Source organism: Methylobacterium sp. Leaf88 (genome assembly GCF_001422795.1).
In the GTDB taxonomy this organism is placed as follows: domain Bacteria; phylum Pseudomonadota; class Alphaproteobacteria; order Rhizobiales; family Beijerinckiaceae; genus Methylobacterium.
Genome location: NZ_LMMK01000049.1, coordinates 1 through 19,105 on the forward strand (window position 1 = coordinate 1; position 19,105 = coordinate 19,105).

The 19,105-nt window shown below is 70.9% G+C and carries 16 protein-coding genes; 9 read left to right on the plus strand and 7 right to left on the minus strand.

The window, feature by feature from the left end; genetic code table 11:
* Positions 1-223: 223 nt before the first annotated feature.
* The 6 genes from ASF20_RS19145 (at position 224) to mnhG (ending at position 6,319) form a co-directional block, all read left to right on the plus strand.
* Positions 224-3,157, plus strand: coding sequence for a monovalent cation/H+ antiporter subunit A (locus tag ASF20_RS19145; RefSeq protein ID WP_056276991.1), 2,934 nt, complete (start codon positions 224-226; stop codon positions 3,155-3,157).
* The gene (locus ASF20_RS19150; protein WP_056276994.1) at positions 3,157-3,525 is read left to right on the plus strand and encodes a Na+/H+ antiporter subunit C; all 369 of its coding nucleotides are present in this window, start codon (positions 3,157-3,159) and stop codon (positions 3,523-3,525) included. Before ASF20_RS19145 ends, ASF20_RS19150 begins: the two co-directional genes overlap by 1 nt.
* 82 nt (positions 3,526-3,607) lie before the next feature.
* On the plus strand, positions 3,608-5,215 hold the full coding sequence (locus tag ASF20_RS19155; protein ID WP_056276997.1) for a monovalent cation/H+ antiporter subunit D: 1,608 nt from the start codon (positions 3,608-3,610) through the stop codon (positions 5,213-5,215).
* Positions 5,212-5,700 (plus strand): Na+/H+ antiporter subunit E, encoded by a 489-nt coding sequence (locus tag ASF20_RS19160; RefSeq protein WP_056216337.1) that lies wholly within the window; start codon positions 5,212-5,214, stop codon positions 5,698-5,700. Before ASF20_RS19155 ends, ASF20_RS19160 begins: the two co-directional genes overlap by 4 nt.
* The gene (locus tag ASF20_RS19165) at positions 5,697-5,981 is read left to right on the plus strand and encodes a K+/H+ antiporter subunit F (RefSeq protein ID WP_056216335.1); all 285 of its coding nucleotides are present in this window, start codon (positions 5,697-5,699) and stop codon (positions 5,979-5,981) included. Before ASF20_RS19160 ends, ASF20_RS19165 begins: the two co-directional genes overlap by 4 nt.
* Positions 5,978-6,319: a monovalent cation/H(+) antiporter subunit G gene (mnhG, locus tag ASF20_RS19170; protein WP_056216333.1), complete on the plus strand. Its 342-nt coding sequence runs from the start codon at positions 5,978-5,980 to the stop codon at positions 6,317-6,319. The genes ASF20_RS19165 and mnhG overlap by 4 nt, the downstream gene beginning before the upstream one ends.
* 197 nt (positions 6,320-6,516) lie before the next feature.
* Here the strand turns inward: mnhG and ASF20_RS19175 are convergent, their stop codons facing one another.
* From ASF20_RS19175 to ASF20_RS19190, 4 genes are all read right to left on the minus strand, one after another.
* Entirely contained in the window at positions 6,517-6,822 is a 306-nt protein-coding gene (locus tag ASF20_RS19175) for a hypothetical protein (protein WP_056277000.1), read from the minus strand.
* A gap of 7 nt (positions 6,823-6,829) precedes the next feature.
* On the minus strand, positions 6,830-8,704 hold the full coding sequence (locus ASF20_RS19180) for a PAS domain-containing methyl-accepting chemotaxis protein (RefSeq protein ID WP_244476499.1): 1,875 nt from the start codon (positions 8,702-8,704) through the stop codon (positions 6,830-6,832).
* 581 nt (positions 8,705-9,285) lie between these two features.
* Positions 9,286-11,712, minus strand: coding sequence for an EAL domain-containing protein (locus tag ASF20_RS19185; protein ID WP_244476500.1), 2,427 nt, complete (start codon positions 11,710-11,712; stop codon positions 9,286-9,288).
* Positions 11,713-11,792: 80 nt separating this feature from the next.
* Positions 11,793-12,317, minus strand: a complete 525-nt coding sequence (locus tag ASF20_RS19190) for a methyl-accepting chemotaxis protein (protein ID WP_056277003.1) — start codon at positions 12,315-12,317, stop codon at positions 11,793-11,795.
* 505 nt (positions 12,318-12,822) lie between these two features.
* On the opposite strand from ASF20_RS19190, the gene ASF20_RS19195 reads away from it, so the two are divergent.
* Complete coding sequence (locus ASF20_RS19195) at positions 12,823-13,908, plus strand: PAS domain-containing protein (protein WP_056277005.1); 1,086 nt, start codon at positions 12,823-12,825, stop codon at positions 13,906-13,908.
* Positions 13,909-13,950: 42 nt separating this feature from the next.
* Here ASF20_RS19195 and ASF20_RS19200 read toward each other — a convergent pair whose 3' ends face one another.
* On the minus strand, positions 13,951-14,133 hold the full coding sequence (locus ASF20_RS19200; protein ID WP_056216322.1) for a hypothetical protein: 183 nt from the start codon (positions 14,131-14,133) through the stop codon (positions 13,951-13,953).
* Between the two features lie 320 nt (positions 14,134-14,453).
* On the opposite strand from ASF20_RS19200, the gene soxC reads away from it, so the two are divergent.
* Positions 14,454-15,758 (plus strand): sulfite dehydrogenase, encoded by a 1,305-nt coding sequence (gene soxC / locus ASF20_RS19205; RefSeq protein WP_056277008.1) that lies wholly within the window; start codon positions 14,454-14,456, stop codon positions 15,756-15,758.
* Positions 15,739-16,332, plus strand: coding sequence for a cytochrome c (locus ASF20_RS19210; RefSeq protein WP_244476501.1), 594 nt, complete (start codon positions 15,739-15,741; stop codon positions 16,330-16,332). Before soxC ends, ASF20_RS19210 begins: the two co-directional genes overlap by 20 nt.
* 36 nt (positions 16,333-16,368) lie before the next feature.
* Here ASF20_RS19210 and ASF20_RS19215 read toward each other — a convergent pair whose 3' ends face one another.
* Complete coding sequence (locus ASF20_RS19215; protein WP_056277011.1) at positions 16,369-17,385, minus strand: ABC transporter substrate-binding protein; 1,017 nt, start codon at positions 17,383-17,385, stop codon at positions 16,369-16,371.
* A 49-nt stretch (positions 17,386-17,434) separates the two neighbouring features.
* On the minus strand, positions 17,435-19,093 hold the full coding sequence (locus ASF20_RS19220; RefSeq protein WP_056277014.1) for a thiamine pyrophosphate-binding protein: 1,659 nt from the start codon (positions 19,091-19,093) through the stop codon (positions 17,435-17,437).
* Positions 19,094-19,105 lie beyond the last annotated feature (12 nt).

A 19,105-nucleotide genomic window follows, 5' to 3' on the forward strand; every position in this document is an offset into this window, starting at 1 on the left:
GAGCCGTTCCCGACCGACAAGATCTCACACCGACCCGCCCGGCCTCCGCCGTGGCGGGTCGCGTCGTGGGTTCGGGAAGCTCCCGCCGGGCGGCGCTCGCCACCCGGTCTCCCGGAGGCTATAGCCGTGTGGCGTGCGTCGGCGCGTCCCCGCTCGCGGAGGGGCGCCTCCGGCCGATCGCGAGGCTGCCCGTGTCCGCCCGTTCCTCTCATCGCCCGAGCTGATGCCGCCTCAACTTCTCCTTGCCATCGCGGCGATCCTTCCTTTTCTCGGCAGCGCGGCCGTGATCAGCCTGCCCGGATATGCGCGCAATGCCGCCGCGACCCTGGCCGGGTCGACCCTGGTGGCGTGCCTCGCCTGCATCGGGCTTCTCTACCCAATGGTGTCCGCGCCCGGCGGCAGCCTGGTCTGGGCGGTGGACTGGCTTCCGACGCTCGGCGTCCAGTTCGTCCTGCGGCTCGATGGCCTGGCCTGGCTGTTCGCAGTCCTCGTGCTCGGGATCGGCGCGCTCGTCGTCCTGTACGCGCGCTACTACATGGCCGCCGAAGATCCGGTCCCGCGCCTGTTCAGCTATCTCCTTGCTTTCGTCGGCGCGATGCTGGGGATCGTGCTCTCGGGCAACCTGATCCAGCTGGTCGTATTCTGGGAACTGACGAGCATCGTGTCCTTCCTGCTGATCGGCTACTGGACCGACAATGCGTCCGCCCGCGACGGGGCCCGGATGGCCCTCACCATCACGGCGGGCGGCGGTCTCTGCCTGTTCGTCGGCATGGTGCTGATCGGGCAGATCGTCGGGAGCTACGACCTGGCGGTGGTCCTGGCCTCGGGTGACACGATCCGCTCCAGCCCGCTCTACCTCCCGGCCCTGGTGCTCGTGCTCGCGGGTGCCCTCACCAAGTCGGCGCAGTTCCCCTTCCATATCTGGCTGCCGCGCGCGATGGCGGCCCCGACGCCGATCAGCGCGTACCTGCATTCCGCCACCATGGTGAAGGCCGGCATCTTCCTGATGATCCGGTTCTGGCCCGTGCTGGCCGGCACCGAGACCTGGTACTGGATCGTCGGCACCGCCGGCATGGCGACGATGCTGGTGGGCGCCTGGAGCGCGATCTTCCAGCACGACCTCAAGGGCCTGCTCGCCTACTCCACGATCAGCCATCTCGGGCTGATCACCCTCCTGCTCGGTCTCGACTCGCCCCTCGCCGTCGTGGCGGCGATCTTCCACACCGTGAACCACGCGACCTTCAAGGCCTCGCTCTTCATGGCGGCCGGGATCATCGACCACGAGACGGGCACGCGGGACATGCGCCGCCTCAGCGGGCTGTGGCGGGCGATGCCCTACACGGCGACGCTGGCGATGGTGGCCGCCGCCGCGATGGCGGGCGTGCCCCTCCTCAACGGCTTCCTCTCGAAGGAGATGTTCCTGGCCGAGGCGGTCGACAATGCGGGCGAGCACGGGCTGAACCTCGCCCTGCCGATCCTGGCGACGCTCGCGAGCGCCTTCACCATGCTCTACTCGGTGCGCTTCATCCGCCAGACCTTCTTCGGGCCCGCCCCCCACGACCTGCCGCAGGTACCCCATGAGCCGGTCCGCTGGATGCGCATCCCGATCGAACTGTTCGTCCTGGTCTGCATCGCCATCGGCCTCGTGCCGAATCTCACCATCGGGCCCGCCCTCGCGGGCGCGGTCCGGTCGGTCCTCGGGGCACGGACGCCGGACTACGACCTCGCGATCTGGCACGGCTTCAACGCGCCGCTGGCCCTGAGCGTCGTGGCGCTGGTAGGGGGCGTCGCGCTCTACGGCGTGTTCGGGCGGCGGATCAACGCCAATCCCCGCGGCGGCCCCTGGCTGATGGACCGGCTCGACGGCGGCCGGCTGTTCGAACGGGCGATGACCGGGCTCGTGACCGGTGCCCGCCGGTTGGAGGGGCACCTGGGCAGCGAGCGCCTCCAGGTGCAGTTGCGCATCCTCTTCCTGACCGTGCTCCTGGCCGCCATGCTGGCCGGAGCCGTGCGGGGGCTCGACCTCTTCGCACCGGGACGCGCCACGACGTTCGACCCCGCCTTCGCCCTGATGTGGCTGGTCGGTGCGGCCTGCGCCGTGGGGGCGGCCGAACGGGCGAAGTATCATCGCCTCTCGGCCGCCATCTTCGTCGGCGGAGCCGGACTCGTCAGCAGCCTGACCTTCCTCTGGCTCTCGGCGCCCGACCTCGCGGTCACGCAGATCCTCGTGGAGATCGTCACCACGGTGATGCTACTGCTGGGCTTGCGCTGGCTGCCCAAGCGCGACGCCGCGATTCCGGCTCCGGCCTCCGAGGCGGCGCGGGCCCGGCGGCGGCGCATCGTCGACCTCTGCATCGCGGCCTTCGCGGGCCTCGGCCTCGCCGGCCTGGCCTACGCGGTGATGACGCGGCCGGCGGTCGACGGCATCGCGCGCTGGTTCGTCGAGGAGGCCTACCCGCAGGCGGGCGGGCGCAACGTGGTCAACGTCCTGCTGGTCGATTTCCGTGCGTTCGACACCCTGGGCGAGATCTGCGTGCTCGGCATCGTCGGGCTCACGGTGTTCGCGCTGCTGCGCCGCTTCCGCCCGGCCTCGGACAGTCTCGGACGTCCCAAGCAGCAGGTCAGCCACGATGCCTACGACGCGGCACGGGCCGGCCGCAGCCCCGGCGACACCGCCGCCGATGCCCTGCTGGTTCCCCGCGTGGTGATGACGTGGCTGTTCCCCTTCATCGTCCTGCTCGCCCTGCACCTGTTCCTGCGGGGACACGACCTGCCCGGCGGGGGCTTCGCGGGCGGCATCGCGCTGACCATCGCCTTCGTGCTGCAATACATGGCCCAGGGGGCCGAGTGGGTGGAGGAGCGCCTGCGCATCCGGCCGATCGCCTGGATCGGCGTCGGCCTGCTGGTCGCCGTCCTGGCGGGCGCGGGATCCTGGCTGTTCGGGCGCCCGTTCCTCACCGCCTCCTTCGCCTACTGGGAGCCGCCGCTGCTCGGAAAGGTGCCGGTCGCGAGCGCACTGGTGTTCGATCTCGGGATCATGGTCCTGGTGGTGGGCGCGAGCGCGCTGATGCTCGTCGCCCTGGCGCACCAGTCCGTGCGCCGGACGCGGGCGGCCGAAGCCGAGGCGGAGCGCGCCGCCGAGAGGGAGCCGGCCTGATGGAACTCGTCCTGTCGCTCGGCATCGGCGTCTTCGCCGCCTCGGGCATCTGGCTGATGCTGCGCCCGCGCACCTTCCAGGTCGCCCTCGGCATCTCGCTGCTGAGCTACGCCGTGAACCTCTTCATCTTCGCCATGGGCCGTCTGACGGTCGGGGCGCCGCCGGTGCTCGGGGCCGGCGCCGAGGTGGTCTCCGTCGACGATCCGGTCCCGCAGGCCCTGGTCCTCACCGCCCTGGTGATCGGCTTCGCGCTGACGGCGCTCTTCCTCGTCGTCCTGCTGGCCGCCCGCGGCATCACCGGCAGCGATCACGTGGATGGCCGCGAGCCTGGCCAGGGCGAACCGCAACCCGGGAATCCGCAGCCATGAGACGCTTCCTTAGCGTGACGCCCTTCCCCGGCCGGACGCGCTCCCCCAGCATGAGGCGTTCCTCCGCGATGACCCGTTGCCGATGACCCCATCCGTCCTGACTGCCACCGCCGAGACCACCTGGTCGGACCACCTCGTGGTGCTGCCGATCGTGCTGCCGATCGCCGTGGCCGGGGTGATGTTCCTGTTGGACGAGCGGCGGCGCCGGCTGAAATCGGGGCTCAGCCTCGTCACCGTGCTTCTCCTTCTCGGCATCGCCCTGGTGCTGGCCCTGCGCGCCGAGGCAGCGGCCCAGGTCTATCGCCTCGGCAATTGGGACGCGCCCTACGGCATCGTCCTGGTGGCCGACCGGCTCTCGGCGCTGATGCTGGTGCTGGCGAGCGTGCTCGGCCTGTGCGCCCTCGTCTTCTCCTTCGCCCGCTGGGGCCGGGCGGGACCCCGCTTCCACGGCCTGTTCCTACTGCTCCTGATGGGCGTGAACGGGGCCTTCCTCACCGGCGACCTGTTCAACCTGTTCGTCTTCTTCGAGGTGATGCTGGCCGCCTCCTACGGCCTCGTCCTGCACGGCTCGGGCGAGATGCGGATCCGGGCCGGCCTCGGCTACATCGCCGTGAACCTGGTCGCCTCGCTGTTCTTCCTCGTCGGCGTCAGCCTGATCTACGGAACCATGGGGACGCTCAACATGGCGGACCTCGCGCGGCGGCTCGCGGCGCCGGCGGCCGCCGAACCGGCCCTGTTCGAGATCGGCTGCGCCGTGCTCGGCATCGCCTTCCTGATCAAGTGCAGTGCCTGGCCCCTCGGCTTCTGGCTGCCGACGACCTACGCGGCGGCGAGCGCGCCCGCGGCGGCGATCCTCGCCATCCTGAGCAAGGTCGGCATCTACGTGGTGATCCGCCTCAGTCAGCTCCTGTTCGGTTCGGGCCTGTCCGCCGGCTTCGGCCAGACCTGGATCCTCGCGGCCGGGCTCGCGACCATGGCCTACGGCACCATCGGGATCCTGGCCGCGCGCGAGCTCACCCGGGCGGCGGGCTACGCCGTGATGATCTCGTCCGGCACGATGCTGGCGGTCCTGGGCACCGGCAGCGCCGCAGCGCTCGCGGGCGCCCTGTACTACCTCGTGGGATCGACGCTGGCGGCCGGCGCCCTGTTCCTCCTCGCCGAGATCCTGCAGCGGGGCCGCGCTCCGGGGCAGGCCCAGCAGGCGGTCTTCGCCGACGAGTACCGCGACCCCTTCGACGACGCCGACGCGATCGAGATCGGCCGGACGTTTCCGGCGGCGGTCGCGCTCCTGGGAAGCGGCTTTCTCCTCTGCACGCTGATGCTCGCCGGCATTCCGCCGCTGGCCGGGTTCGTCGGCAAGCTCGCGATGTTCACCGCATTGGCCACGGGCCCGATCACGGCCTCGGCCTGGTGGCTGATCGCCGCCCTGACGCTCTCCAGCTTCGGCACCCTGGCGCCGCTGGTCCGTCTCGGCATCCAGAACCTCTGGGTTCCGAGCGACGACCCGCCCTCGGTGCTTCGCCCGCCCGAGTTCCTGGCTCTGGCCGGATTGCTCGCGGCCTGCCTGGCCCTCGCCCTCTGGGGCGGCCCGGCCCTCGCCTACGCGGACGCCACTGTCCAGTGGCTGGCGCAACCGCAGGATTACGTCCGGGCCGTCCTCGGCGCCGCCCATGGAGGGGCGGGCGCATGAGCCGGTTCCTGCCCTACCCGCTGCTGACGGTCGCCCTCGCCCTGACCTGGCTCCTGCTGAACGCCCCGATCACACCGGGAAGCGCCGCGCTGGCGCTCCTCGTCGGGGTGTCGGTTCCCGCCGTAATGCGGGCGCTGCAGCCCCGCGCCGTCCTCGTGCGCGCGCCGGGCACCCTCGCGCGCCTCGCCGTCGTCGTACTCTACGACATGGTCCGGTCGAACGTCGACGTCGCCCGGATCATCCTGGGCCTGCGCCGCGGGGAGCGGCGCACCGGGTTCGTGACGATCCCCCTCGACCTGCGCGAGCCCTTCGGCATCACGGTCCTGTCGATCATCCTCACCGGCACCCCCGGCACGCTCTGGGTGCAGTACGATTCGCAGACCGGCTGCCTGCTCCTGCACGTGCTCGACTATACGGGCGGGGACGAATGGGTGCGGCGGGTGAAGGACCGCTACGAGCGCCCCCTGATGGAGGTCTTCGCATGAGCGCCACCGCCGTTCTCGACTGGGGGCTCGGCCTGGCCCAGGGCATGCTCGTGCTGGCGATGGCGCTCGCCGCGTGGCGGATGCTGCGCGGTCCGCGCGCGCAGGACCGCATCCTCGGCCTCGACACCCTCTACCTCAACGGCATGCTGGCGATCGTGGTCCACGGCATGCGCACCGGCAGCGGCCTCTACTTCGAGGCGGCGCTGATCCTCGGCATGATCGGCTTCACCGCCACCGTGGCGCTGGCCAAGTTCCTGATGCAGGGCGAGGTGATCCAATGAGCGGCGCAGAGCTGCCGCTCTGGGCCGCCTGGCTGGTGGTCGCGCTGGCGGTCGTCGGAGCCGCCTTCTCGCTGACCGGAGCCCTCGGCCTCATCCGCCTGCGGACCTTCTACGAGCGCGTCCACGCCCCGACCCTCGGGGCGACGCTGGGCATGGCCCTGATCCTCATCAGTTCCATGCTGCTCCTTTCGCTGCTCGAGGGCCGGCTCGTCCTGCGCGACGCCCTGATCGGCGTGTTCCTCACCGTGTCGACGCCCGTCACGCTCCTGCTCCTCGCGCGGGCCGCGGCACATCGCGACCGCCACGAGGGCACGCCCGACGCGCCGCCGGAGATCTGACGCTCGCGCCGGCCAGCGCCCGGCCGGGACGAACCGAACCGGCCCGGACGGACCTTGGCTCGACAGGCTCACGCGACCCGCCGGAATGCGGGTCGCACCGCCCCGCGGATCGGTGTTCCCGAGGATGCGTCCCGGGTTCGGGCGACAATCCTGCCGCCCAGGGGCGGGGCGCGTCGACAAGGATCGGCGGCCCCGGCTCAGAGCTCCGGCACGGCGTGAGGGTCGAGGACCGCCCCGTAGGTCAGGACGGCCCGTGCGAGGCGCGTCATGTTCTGCGCGGCCGCGTTGAGCCGGGGGACCATCGGATCGTCGGCCGGTAGCGCGGCGACCAGCAGGACGAGTGCGTCCTGAAGGCCCTGCAGCGAGCGCGTGATCGACGCGGAGGTGCCGGCGAGCCGATGGCGGCACCCGCCGGCCTCGAGATCCGCCAGGCCGGCGCGGTTCTCCGCCGGGCCGAAACGGTGGGCGGACCGGTCGAACGGAAGGCCGGAGGTTTCGCGCATGGCCGCCTCACGCCGTCCGGATCTTGGCGAGGAAGCGGGAGACCTCGCCGTCGAGATGCTCGGACTGGCGCGAGAGGTCCGAGGCGGCGGTGAGGACCTGGGTCGCCGCGCTTCCGGTCTCCTCGGCCGCCCGGGCGACACCGGACATGTTGCTGGTGACCTCGCCGGTCCCGGTGGCGGCCTCGGTCACGTTGCGCACGATCTCCTGGGTCGCCGCCCCCTGCTGCTGCACGGCGGCCGCGATGGACCCCGCGACCGCGTCGATCTCCTTGATGCGCCGACGGATGCCATCGATGGCGCTCACGGCGCCTCCCGTCGCCCCCTGGATCCGCCCGATCTGCCCGGTGATCTCATCGGTCGCCCGGGCCGTCTGGTTGGCGAGTTCCTTGACCTCGGCCGCGACCACCGCGAAGCCGCGTCCGGCCTCGCCGGCCCGGGCCGCCTCGATGGTCGCGTTCAGGGCCAGGAGGTTGGTCTGGCTCGCGATGGCCGAGATCATGGCGACGACGTCGCCGATCCTGCGCACGGCCTCGCTGAGTTCCTGGACCAGGGTCGCCGTCTGTTCCGCCTCGGCGACCGCCTGGCCCGCCAGGACCTCCGAGCCCGCGACCTGCCGGCTGATCTCGTCGACCGAGGCCCCGAGCTCCTCCGCGGCCGCCGCGACGGTGCCGACATTGGCGGCCGCCTGGCTCGCGGCGGCAGCTACGGCGGTCGATTGCTGTGCGGTCTCCGCCGCGATGCCCGACATGCCGGAGGCGGTCGCCTGCAGCTCGGTCGCCGCGGAGGCGACAGAGGCCAGGACGGCTCCCACCGTCTGCTCGAAGGCGTCGGCCAGTTGCACGCGCTCGGCCCGGTGGCGGGCCTCGGCCTCGACCCGCTCGCGCGCGGAGGCCTCCTCGAGGCGCCGGACCTGTTCCCGCTGCTCGACCTGGGCCGTCACGTCGATGGCGAACTTGGTGATCTGTATGGGTCGTCCGTCGGCGTCGAGCACCGGGTTGTAGCTGGCCTCGATCCAGACCTCGCGCCCCGCCTTGCCGATGCGGCGGAACTGCCCGGCCTGGGACTCGCCGCGGCGCAGGGCTTCCCAGAACCGGGCGTACTCGGCACTCGCGCGGTGGGCAGCGTCGACGAACAGGCCGTGATGCTGGCCGACGACCTCGGCCGCCGTATAGCCGACGGCGGCGAGGAAGTTGGCATTCGCCTCGAGGACGCGGCCGTCGAGGTCGAAGCTGATCACGGCCTGCGACCTGCGGATGGCGTCGACCTGCCCGCGAAGCGCGTTGGTCTCGACGGTCTGCGCCGTGATGTCGGTGGCGTACTTCACCACCCGCGCGACCTGGCCGGCGCCGTCGCGGATCGGATTGTACGAGCCCTTGATCCAGACGGCCTTGCCGTCCTTGGCGACCCGCTTGAATTCGGCAACCTCCGCGTGGCCCGCCCGGAGGCCGTCCCAGAAGGCGGCGTAGGCGCGGCTGTCCCGGTAGGCCGCCTCCACGAACAGGCTGTGATGGCGTCCCCGAACCTCGTCGAGGGTGTAGCCCATGACCGCGAGGAAGGCCGCGTTGGCCGACACGATGGTGCCATCCGGGGTGAACTCGATGACGGCCTGGGACGCCTCGATCGCGGCGAGGCGGCGCGCTTGGTCCTCCCGCTCCAGGCGGGGGGTGGCGTCGGTCCATTCCAGGACGTAGCCCGAGATCCTGTGACCCTCCATCAGCGGCGTGACGGCGACGTCGAAGGGTCTGCCGCCCAGGCGGACCAGGGCGTCGTGCCGATGGCGCAGCCCGAGGGCGACGATGGACTGGCCGGACAGGTCGCGGCAGAGGTCGTCGAGGCGGCGACCCTTATGGTCGGCTCCGCCCGGCCCGAGCAAGTCTTCCATGGCAGGATTCATCGTCGTGACGACCGACAATGCGTCGAGCCCAAGAACCGGCATACGCAAGCCGCCAAAAACTGCGGCGCCGGACCTCGACTTACGTGACGCTCCTATGAAATCGAACATCGGATATTTCTCCCCTTAGTTTGACTTGTTGTTCGAATCTTCGCGATGACCGATCAAGATCATCACATCATTGTGAGACCACATCACTTGACGATATCTGAATCAGATATTCAGCCCGGCACTGGAAAAATGTCTTTCCGCGGCCCAGACGGCTAAAAAAACCATCCTTTCGACATGAGACCGACGATCGTGACAAATTCTCTGCCATTCTTGGCTCTTGGATCAGGCCTGTGCGAAGGGCGTCTGCGAGCCGCCGTCACCCCGGCAGAAGGGTGGTCCGACCCGCTCCGGCCCGGCCTGGCTGGGTCCGGCGGGACGACCGAAGAAGGTTCGGGACCGAAGCATCCCTCATCCGCACCAGGTCAGGTCGCTCAGGGCGCGCAGCGGCCGCGTTCCGGGTCGGTCGGCGCCCACCCATCATGGGCGGCCCACGGGGCGACCGCGGTGATCCGCCGCGAGCCTCAGACGATTGCCAGCGCGGTCCGCATCCGTGCCTGATCCGGCACCGGCGAGGACGTCGCCTCGATGCGATCGATCAAGGCCATCACCTCGGAAGCGGGCCGCGCGGGGCTGTAGAGGAAGCCCTGTGCGACGTCGCAGCGCTTGGCGCGGAGGACGTCGAGTTGCGCCTGGGTCTCCACGCCCTCCACCGTCACGTTCATCGAGAGGGCGCGCGCCATCCGGGCGATCGCCTCGACGACGGCGACCTTCTCGGGCCGCCCCTGAAGGTCGCGCACGAAGGAGCGGTCGACCTTCACCTTGTCGAAGGGAAATTCCGTGAGGTAGCTCAGGCTGGAATAGCCCGTGCCGAAATCGTCGAGGGCGATACGCACCCCCTGGGCACGCAGCCGCTTCAGGTTCTCCAGGACCTCGTCGCCGTGGTCGAGCAGGACCGATTCGGTGATCTCGATCTCCAGGCGTTCGGGCGCCAGCCCCGTCTCCCGCAGGATGGCGGCGACCTCCTCGTGGAAGCTCGGCCTGCGCATGTGGATGGAGGAGATATTCACCGCGACGCACAGGTCCGGCCATCGGCGCGCGTCGGTGCAGGCGCGGCGCAGGGCCCAGCCGCCGATCTCGACGATGAAGCCGGTGGCTTCCGCGATGGGGATGATCTCGCCCGGCGAGACCCAGCCGTGCCCGGGCTTGTTCCAGCGCAGGAGCGCCTCGAAGCCCGTGACCCGCCCGCTGCGCATGTCGACCAGCGGTTGGTAGTGCAGTTCCATCGCGTCGGCGGCGAGCGCTTCGCGCATGTCCGTGTCCAGCTGACGCTGACGATGAGCGCGCTCCTCGAGGGACGGGTCGAAGCTGTGCCAGCGCCCCTTCCCGGCCGATTTGGCGCTGTAGAGCGCGAGGTCTGCACGGGACAGGAGGCTCGACGGATCGATGGCGTCGTCCGGCACGCAGGCGATGCCGACGCTCACGCCGATCTCCACATGCGCCTCATCGATCCGGAAGGACTGTCGAAGGGTGGATACGATGCCTTTGGCCAGAATCTCGGCCGCAGCCTTGCCGGCCTGTGGGGCGACCACGGCGAACTCGTCGCCGCCGAGGCGGTACGCCGTGGCCTCCGACCCGCAGAGGTCCGTCAGGCGCTGGGCGACCTGCCCGAGAAGACGGTCGCCGATGAGATGCCCGCGGCCGTCGTTCACCGCCTTGAACCCGTCGAGATCGAGGTAGAGCAGTACGCCCCGGCCCGCTCTCGAGGACGCCTCGCCGCAGAGATCCTGAAGGGCCGCCTGGAGCGCCGCCCGGTTGGGCAAGCCGGTCAGATTGTCGTGGCCGGCGAGAAAGGCGATGCGCGCCTGCGCCTCCCGGCTGGCCGTCACGTCCGATCCCACGCCGCGATATCCGACGAAGGTCCCGAGGGCATCGAAGATGGGCCGGCCGTTGAGGGTCAGCCAGCGCCTGCCGTCCCGCGTCCGGAGCCGCACGGTGTGATCGCGGAACGGACTCCGCGCCGCGATGGCGGTCAGGACGGCATCGATCCCGGTCGCGCCCCCGGCCTCGTCGGCGAAGTCCCTCAGGACAGCTTGGAGCGTGCGGTGGCGAAGGGCAACCGGATCGACGCCCAGCAGGCCGGCGATCGGCTCGAGGGAGGGCCTCAGGCGGCCGATGGTGTCGATCTCCCACAGCCAGTCGCTCGTCCCCTCGGCGAAGTCCTTGAGCAGGAGCTCGATCGTCTCGCTCTGGGCCTGCACCACGACGCGGTCCCGGATGCGCTGGTAGGCGTGCCCGCACAAGCGACGCGCGCTGACGAAGACGAAGGTCGCGTAGAGGGTCAGCAGCAGGGCAACGGAGTGGCCGACCGGTCCCTCGCACCCCGCCAGGCCGATGAAGATGCCGGCGACCACCGGGACCACCGCCAGAAGGGCGAGGGAGAAGACGGGGCCGGCGACGTAGGCGTGCGAGATCAGGGCGGCGCAGACGGCGCCGACGACGACCCGATAGGCATTGTCGAGGGTCGGGAGCAGGACGGCCGGCATCGTCGCCCAGACGAGGCCGCGCCCGAACGCGAGCAGGTGCAGGACCCGGAAGGCCCCGCGGGTGGAGGGGCAGGACGCGCCCCCGCCGATGACACCCCGGTAACGGTGCGTGGCGACGATCGCGGCACCGCAGAGCGTCGTCACCGCCGCGGCCAGCACGGCGAGGTAGGTCTTCGCGGCGATGTCCCAGAAGATGGCGGCGAGCGAAAGCGCCACGGTCGCCTGGGTGAAAGCGGAATAGCGGCCGAGTTGCAGCGTCTCGCCGAGCATCGCCGCGCGGACCGCCGCACCCAGCCGTGCTTCGTCTTGGGAGGGGGAGGCCGGGGTATCGGCCTGCTCCGGAGCGGTCTCGACCCCTTCCGGGCCGGCATCGCCGATCGCACCGGTGGTGCGCCCATCGTCCAAGACCGCGAAGCGATCCCAGGATCCGTCCGGGGATCCGTCCCGTCGACCGGATAGGCCAGGGTGTGCGGAGACGGGCGGCATCAGGCGGCCATGCTGCGAGAGGCTGCGCGGCCTTGCCAGGTCGAGGCGTCGACCTCGCGGGTGGAGACCTTGATCAGACCCCCGTTCTGGCTGAACTCGGTGACGGCGACCGTCATCACCTGCATGCTGGCCGACATCTCCTGGGCCACCGCAGCCTGCTGCTGGACGGCGGTCGAGGAGGCCGCGATGTCGTTCGTCGGCCCGATGGTCTCCCCGATGCGGGCGATGGCGGTGGCGGCCCCCCAGGCGGCGGATTGGATGCCGGTGATCTGGCTTCCGACGCTCGGGGTCGCCTTCGCCGTCTGGGCGGCTAGGCTCTTCACCTCAGCGGCGCCGATGGCGAAGTGCTGCCCCGGCTCCCGGGCCGGCGCCACCTCGATGGTGGCGTTCCGTGCCAGGCGGCTGGTCCGGCGGGCGATCTCGCCGACGAAGGCAGCGATGCCGTCGAGGTCGAACTCGATCGACTTTTGGGAGGCATCGAGCGCACTGAGCTTCGATTTCAGTTCATCGCCACCCCAGAACATCGCCATCCCCATGCAACGGACAGGCTGCCGTTACTGGTGCAAGCTAGGCATGCGGACATAACGCAAACACAGGCAAATCCCCGAAACTCGGGGGTATCTCCAAATTTTCGCGTCGCATTTTCTGTCATCCGGGATGCAACGTCCAAGGCTCGCACCCGGCTGAAACGAAATCTGTCATGCCCCATCCTCGCATGTGGCCAACGAGCCGGAACTGATGACCGAGGCGTTGAAGCCGGTCTTCGGGTGGGAAGGCGGGCCCTTCACCGTCGAGGCGCGTTTCAATCGTTTGTTTTCGCGCCTGTTTTCGTCCACGCGGAGACGAAGACGCGCATGCCGTCGGATGAGCCGTGCGCCCCTCCCCGCAGCGCATCCCGGGGGGCATCACGGTACGAATGCCAAGCCAGGTGTCTTTTCACCCATTGGCAAGTCGCTTCGGAGCTATAAGGACAGCAGGCAGGTCGAATCGCTGGAGCCAAAGGGGAAGCCTGTGCCCACGAGAGTTCTCATGCGCCCCCAGACGGCATCCGATGGCAACGGAACCCTGCGGGCGTTCTCCTCCCGGCACTTCCTCAAGCTCATCGAAGACACCGGCAAGGTGGGCTTCTGGTCCGCGGACCTTTGCAGAGAAGAGGTCGACGCGTCGCCGGGACTCTACCGTATTCTCGGCCTGGACCCGGCCTCCCGCGTAACCTTCGGGTTCGGCCTGGACATGATCCACCCCGACGACAAGGCCGCCCACGCGGATCAGATCGCGGTGCTGCGGAATGGCCAACCGATCAGCCGCGAGTTCCGGATCATCCGCCCGGACCGCACCCAGCGCTGGCTGTTGCACCATGCCGAGGTGATCCTGGGGCAGGACGGCAAGCCGAACCAGGGCATGGGCGTGGTGTTCGACGTGACGGCGCGTCACGATGCCATGAATGCGGTCATGCAGCGCCACGACCGCCTCAACGCCCTGATCGCCGCGACCGCCGCGGTCTTCTGGCTCAACAAGGCGAACGGCGAACCCAGCGAGATGCCGCAATGGATGGCCCTGACCGGTCAGAGCCACGCGGAAATGGAGGGCATGGGCTGGCTGAACGCCGTCCATCCCGATGATCGCGCCCGGACCCAGGCGGCCTGGATGACGGCGGTCGAGCACACGGCGCCCTACAACACCGACTACCGGGTGCTGTGCGCGGACGGCATCTACCGCTGGTTCAACGCCCGCGGCGCTCCGGTCCTGAACCGCGACGGCTCGGTGCGGGAGTGGGTCGGCGTCTGCCTCAACGTCCCGGGCCGGAATCGATACGGCGCCTCCGGCACCGAGGCGTCGCCGCCGCCCTCCCCGCAGGCGACGGCCACGGCTTCGGCCGAGGCCGGACTGACCTCGGGACAGGTGCGGGCCGCCCGCGGCCTGACCGGCCTGTCGAAGGAGGAACTGGCCAAGCTGGCCAACGTCTCCGTCTCGACCTTGAACCGCCTGGAGGATTCCAATTCCGCCATCCAGCCGCGACCCGACACGATCCTGGCCGTGCGCCGGGCTCTCGAGGGGGTCGGCGTCGAGTTCATCTTCGAGGCGGGGAAGAAGCCGGGCGTTCGCGAGGCGTGAGCATCGCGGGGCGACGGGATCGGGCCGCCCCGGACGGATCGCTCAGTTGGCCGTCCGATGCGACGCGGCCGGCGCGAAGGTCCACCCGTTCAGGGAGCGGGGGATCGGCAAGCGCGCCAGGTCCAGCCCGCACGCGGCTTTGTAGGCGTGCTCCTCGGTCAGCATCCGGAGCCCCTGCTCCGCCGTCTCGCAGGTTCCGAGAACGTCGTGGTCCAGCAGAACCACGTAACAATCCTTCTGCCCCAGGAGCGTTCGCTGGATGCGGAATGCTCCCTGAGGCGTATCACAGAGCCAACAACCACCCATGGCGCGCACCTCCGCCTGAGATCCGGGAGCGAGATCATGCGGCGCGCACCCGATCCCTGTCCAGAACCTTAATGCATACCTTTTGGTCTTACATGCAAAATTCCGCTTCCGCTCCCGGCGAGGCCTGCCCGTTGCGACGCTGTGCTGGCGGAGACCCGAAAGGGGATGACGGAATCGGGTGAGCGGTCCTACACTCCGCGCTGCCGACGACGGCCCCGACCCGGTGAAGGAGACGCAGCGTGAGCGGACCAGAATCCGACGAAGACCGCGTCCGGAATACCACGGAGGTCGCGTCGAGGTCGCGCCGGTCCTTCCTCGCGCGGGGCACTGCCCTCGTCGGCGGCGGCCTCGTCGCCGCACGCGCGGCGGAACCGGCCGCGGCGGCGTCCCCGGCCGGCGGTCCGCCGGGCGTGCCGCCCTGGATGACGACCCCCGGCGCGGAGACCGGGGCGCAACCCTACGGGACGCCGTCGCCGTTCGAGAAGACCGTCGTCAAGAACATTCCGAAGACCCTCAAGCAATACACCTCAGCATCGGTGCGCACGCCGCTGCAGGAGCTCGACGGGATCATCACGCCCAACGGGCTGTTCTACGAGCGCCACCATGGCGGCGTCCCCGCGATCGACCCGGCCCAGCACCGCCTGATGATCCACGGCCTGGTGGAGCGGCCCCTGGTCCTGACCATGGACGACGTCCGGCGCTTCCCGAGCGTGTCGCAGATCCACTTCATCGAGTGCTCGGGCAACCCCGACTTCAAGGCGATCCGGGCGGGCCGCACCGCCTCCGACCTGGTGGGGCTGGTGAGCTGCGCCGAATGGACGGGCGTGCGCCTCAGGACGGTGCTGGAGGAGGCCGGCCTCCAGCCGGGCGCCAAGTGGGTGATCGCCGAGGGCGCGGATGCGGCCGCGCTGACCCGCAGCCTCCCGATCGGGAAGTGCCTCGACGACGCGCTGCTCGTCTACAGCCAGAACGGCGAGCGCCTGCGCCCGCAGCAGGGCTACCCCCTGCGCGTGCTCCTGCCCGGCTACGAGGGCAACATGAGCGTGAAGTGGCTGCGCCGGCTCAACGTGACGGACGCGCCGGCCTATTCCCGCGAGGAGACGGCCAAGTACACCGACCTGATGCCGGACGGGACCGCGCGGCAGTTCACCTTCACCATGGAGGCGAAGTCGGTGATCACGCGGCCGTCGGGGACGCAGCGGATCGTGCCCGGCTTCAACGAGATCACCGGGATCGCCTGGAGCGGGCGGGGCACGATCGCCCGGGTCGAGGTCTCGGTGGACGACGGCCGGAGCTGGCAGGCGGCGCAGCTCCAGGCGCCCGTCCTCGACAAGGCGCTGACCCGGTTCCGCCTGGCCTGGACCTGGAACGGAGAGCCCGCCGTGATCCAGAGCCGGGCCACCGACGAGACCGGCTACGTGCAGCCGCTCTTCTCCGAACTGGCCGGGGCCCGGGGCCTGAACTCGTTCTACCACAACAACGCCGTCATCCCCTGGCGCATCGCGGAGAGCGGAGAGGTGTCGAATGGCTATCCCAAGGCGTGACGGCACCGCCCTCCGGATGGGCCCCAGGGCCGCGATCGGCTTGGCCGCGACCGCTTTGGCCGCGGTCGTTTCGGCCGCGATCGCTTCGGCCGGCCCGGCCTCGGCCGAGACCCGCTACGGGATCGGGCGCCCCGCCACCGCGGCGGAGGTCGCCGCCTGGAACATCGACATCGACCGGGACGGCCGGAAGCTTCCCGCCGGCCGAGGCAGCGTCGCCCAGGGCGGCGCGCTCTTCGCCGAGCGCTGCGCGTCCTGCCACGGCGCGAAGGGCGAGGGCGGCCTCGGCGACCGGCTCGTGGGCGGCCAGGGCACCCTCGCCTCGGCCCAGCCGGTGAAGACGGTGGGCAGCTTCTGGCCCTATGCCCCGACGCTGTTCGACTACGTTCGCCGGGCCATGCCGATGAACGCGCCGCAATCGCTCACGGACGACGAGGTCTACGCCGTCGTCGGCTACCTGCTGAACCTGAACGGGCTGGTCCCGGACGACGCCGTCCTGGAGGCGAGGAGCCTCGCCGCCGTGCGGATGCCCAACCGCGACGGCTTCGTGCCGGATCCGCGCCCCGACGTGCCCTGAGGCGCGGTGGACGAGGCCTCGGCTGCCAAGCTGGACTTAGCTGCCGGGTTTGGCGTGGACGTTGGCGAAGAACAGCTCCCGCCAGTCCCGGGCGCCGCGGCGGATCGTTTTCGTGCGGGCCATGAAGGTGACGACGGGCAGGATCGCCTGGGGCGTGGTCGTGAAGCTGACCTGGGGCGAGGCCAGGATCGACGCGATGAGGCCGACGTCGGAGCCGTCGCGGGCGAGGCGCACATAGGCCTGGGCGGCGGCCCGGGGGTCGCCCGCGATGGAGGCGACCACCTCCTCCAGGGCCGCCGTGAACGCGGCGTGGAGGGTGGGATTGGCCTCCACGAAGGCGGCGGAGGCCCAGACCACGTTGAAGGTCGAGGGTCCGCCGAGCACGTCGAAGGAGTTGAGGATCGTCCGGATGCCGGGCCTGCGCAGCTCCAGCTCCTGGATCGGCGCGGCGGTGAAATGCGCGGTCACCTCCTGGCCGGCCAGGAGGGCGGCCATGCCGTCCGGGTGCGACAGAGTCACGGTCAGGCGGTCGAGGTCGTTGCGCCGCGCCTCCCCGAGCGCCTTCTCGGCCGCCATCTGCAGGAACATGGCCTGAACCGAGACCTTCACGGCCGGCAGGGCGATCTTGTCCCGGTCAGTGAAGTCGGCGAGCGAGCGGATGCGCTCCGCATTGGTGTTCATGAGGAGCGGCATGGCGTTCATCGCCGCCACGCCCTTCACCGCCATGGCGGTGCCCTCGGTCTTGGACCAGAGCAGGACGAGGGGCGGCACGCCGCCGGCCACGAACTGGATCGAGCCGGACAGGAGCGCGTCGTTCATCGCGGCCCCGCCCGCCAGGGTGACGTAGCGGACGCCGAGCCCCGACAGGCCCCGGGCCGCGGCGTGGGTCTGGAGCAGCCCCTGCTCCTCCATGAGCATCAGCGGCAGGTGTCCCAGGCTCGGCTGGCGCGCGATGGTGACCGCCCGCACCTCGGCCCGGGCCGGGCGCAGGCCCCCGAGGAGGGGCAGTCCCGCGCCGAGCAGTCCCCGGGCCAGTACGTCGCGTCGGCGCATGTGAACCTCCCTGGACCGGACTCGCGATGGGGGATGCGGTCGGCCCGCCTTACGGAACGGAAATTTTCGGCCTGCGGATCACCGGGGCGGGCACGCTCTCGATCAGCACGTTGAGGCAGGCCGGCAGGCCGCTGGCCTGCGCCTCCTCCAGGGCCCCGGACAGGTCCTCGGCCCGGGTGACGAGGGCCCCGTGGCCGCCCAGAGCCGTCACGACGCGGTCGTAGCGGGAACTCAGGAGGTCGCAGTGGCGCGCCCGCGCCGCGCCGTACTGGCGCAGCTGGATCTGGTACTCGGCGTTCCAGCGGGCATCGTTGCCCACCACGGCGATGAAGGGCAGGCCGTAGCGCACGGCGGTGTCGAACTCGGCCATGTGGAAGCCGAAGGTGCCGTCCCCCAGGACCGCCACCACGGGCCCCGCCGGGTCGTGGAGGCGGGCCGCCAGGGCGAAGGGCAGCGACGCGCCGATGGTGCCCGAGACCCCGTTGATGAGGCGCCGGGGGGCCTGCACCAGGGCCTGGGGCCATTGCCCGATCTCGCCCCCGTCGCAGATCAGAGTGCCACCGGGATGCCGGTCGAGGAAGGCGGCGACGCCGCGGCACAGCTCCACCGGATGGAGGCGGCCCTCGGGGCCGCGCCGGTCATCCCAGTCCGGGGGCCGGTACGCCACAGCCGCCCGCACGGTGGCCGGCCAGTCCGTCCCCGCGCGCGGGCGCCCCCCGGCGCAGGAGCCGGCCAGGGCCGCGAGGGTCGGCAGCGCATCGGCCGTGCCCGAGACGGCGAGGCGGGCCGGATCGACCCGCGCGACGAGGGCGGGGTCGGGGTCGACGACGACGAAGCGGCAGGCCGGCGCCACCGCGGGCGCCTCGCCGAACTTCAGGGTGAAGTCGAGGGGCTTGCCCACGAGCACGAGGCAGTCGGCCTGGGCCAGCACCTCGGCGAAGGCGCCCAGACTCGGATCGTTGAGGCCGCGCGGGCTCTCCATCCCGAGGACGGGCACGCCCGAGGCCGCCTCCAGCGCCGCCATCCGGGCGCGCCCCTCGGCGCCGCAAGCGACCGGGCCGCACAGGATCAGGGGGCGCTGCGCCCGGCCGAGCTCCGCCGCCACCGCCGCGACGAGGTCGGCGCCGGGCGCGCCGACCCGGATCGCGGCCTCGGCGGGTGCCGGGGGAGCGGCCGAGAGAGCGACCGGGGCCTGCGCTTCCAGGAGGTCGACCGGCAGGCTGAGATGCACGGGCCCCGGCCGGCCCGCGCGGGCGATCCGCAGGGCCCGGGCGACGTCGTCGGCCAGGGTGTCGACGGCAGCCGCCGTCCAAGAGGCCTTGGTCATCGGCCGGGCGATGTCGGCCTGGGCGAGTTCCTGGAAGGCGCCGCGCCCAAGCTCCGACAGGCCGGCATGGCCCGAGAGCAGGAGGACGGGGCTCTCCGCCGCCAGCGCCGTGAACAGGGCGGCGGCGCCGTTGGTCTGCCCCTGGCCGCCGGTGACCAGGGCGACCCCGACCTCCCCGGTCAGGCGGCCCCAGGCATCGGCCATGTGCACGCAGGCGGCCTCCTGGCGGACATGCACCACCGCGATATCCGTGCCCAGCAGGGCATCGAAGATCGGCATGATGTGGTTGCCCGACAGGGTGAAGATGCGGCGGACGCCGAGGCGCTCCAGCGTCTCGACGACGATGTCGGCTCCGCGCGGCCGGCCCCGGGACTGGTCCATGGCGTCTCTCTC

Coding starts and splice junctions, on each gene's coding strand:
- ASF20_RS19175 (WP_056277000.1), bottom strand. CDS start 6,822: ATGCGCGAAACCTCCGGCCTTCCGTTCGACCGGTCCGCCCACCGTTTC.
- ASF20_RS19220 (WP_056277014.1), bottom strand. CDS start 19,093: ATGGACCAGTCCCGGGGCCGGCCGCGCGGAGCCGACATCGTCGTCGAG.
- ASF20_RS19210 (WP_244476501.1), top strand. CDS start 15,739: ATGGCTATCCCAAGGCGTGACGGCACCGCCCTCCGGATGGGCCCCAGG.
- ASF20_RS19145 (WP_056276991.1), top strand. CDS start 224: ATGCCGCCTCAACTTCTCCTTGCCATCGCGGCGATCCTTCCTTTTCTC.
- ASF20_RS19165 (WP_056216335.1), top strand. CDS start 5,697: ATGAGCGCCACCGCCGTTCTCGACTGGGGGCTCGGCCTGGCCCAGGGC.
- ASF20_RS19150 (WP_056276994.1), top strand. CDS start 3,157: ATGGAACTCGTCCTGTCGCTCGGCATCGGCGTCTTCGCCGCCTCGGGC.
- ASF20_RS19195 (WP_056277005.1), top strand. CDS start 12,823: ATGCGCCCCCAGACGGCATCCGATGGCAACGGAACCCTGCGGGCGTTC.
- ASF20_RS19160 (WP_056216337.1), top strand. CDS start 5,212: ATGAGCCGGTTCCTGCCCTACCCGCTGCTGACGGTCGCCCTCGCCCTG.
- ASF20_RS19155 (WP_056276997.1), top strand. CDS start 3,608: ATGACCCCATCCGTCCTGACTGCCACCGCCGAGACCACCTGGTCGGAC.
- ASF20_RS19190 (WP_056277003.1), bottom strand. CDS start 12,317: ATGTTCTGGGGTGGCGATGAACTGAAATCGAAGCTCAGTGCGCTCGAT.
- ASF20_RS19180 (WP_244476499.1), bottom strand. CDS start 8,704: ATGGAAGACTTGCTCGGGCCGGGCGGAGCCGACCATAAGGGTCGCCGC.
- ASF20_RS19215 (WP_056277011.1), bottom strand. CDS start 17,385: ATGCGCCGACGCGACGTACTGGCCCGGGGACTGCTCGGCGCGGGACTG.
- mnhG (WP_056216333.1), top strand. CDS start 5,978: ATGAGCGGCGCAGAGCTGCCGCTCTGGGCCGCCTGGCTGGTGGTCGCG.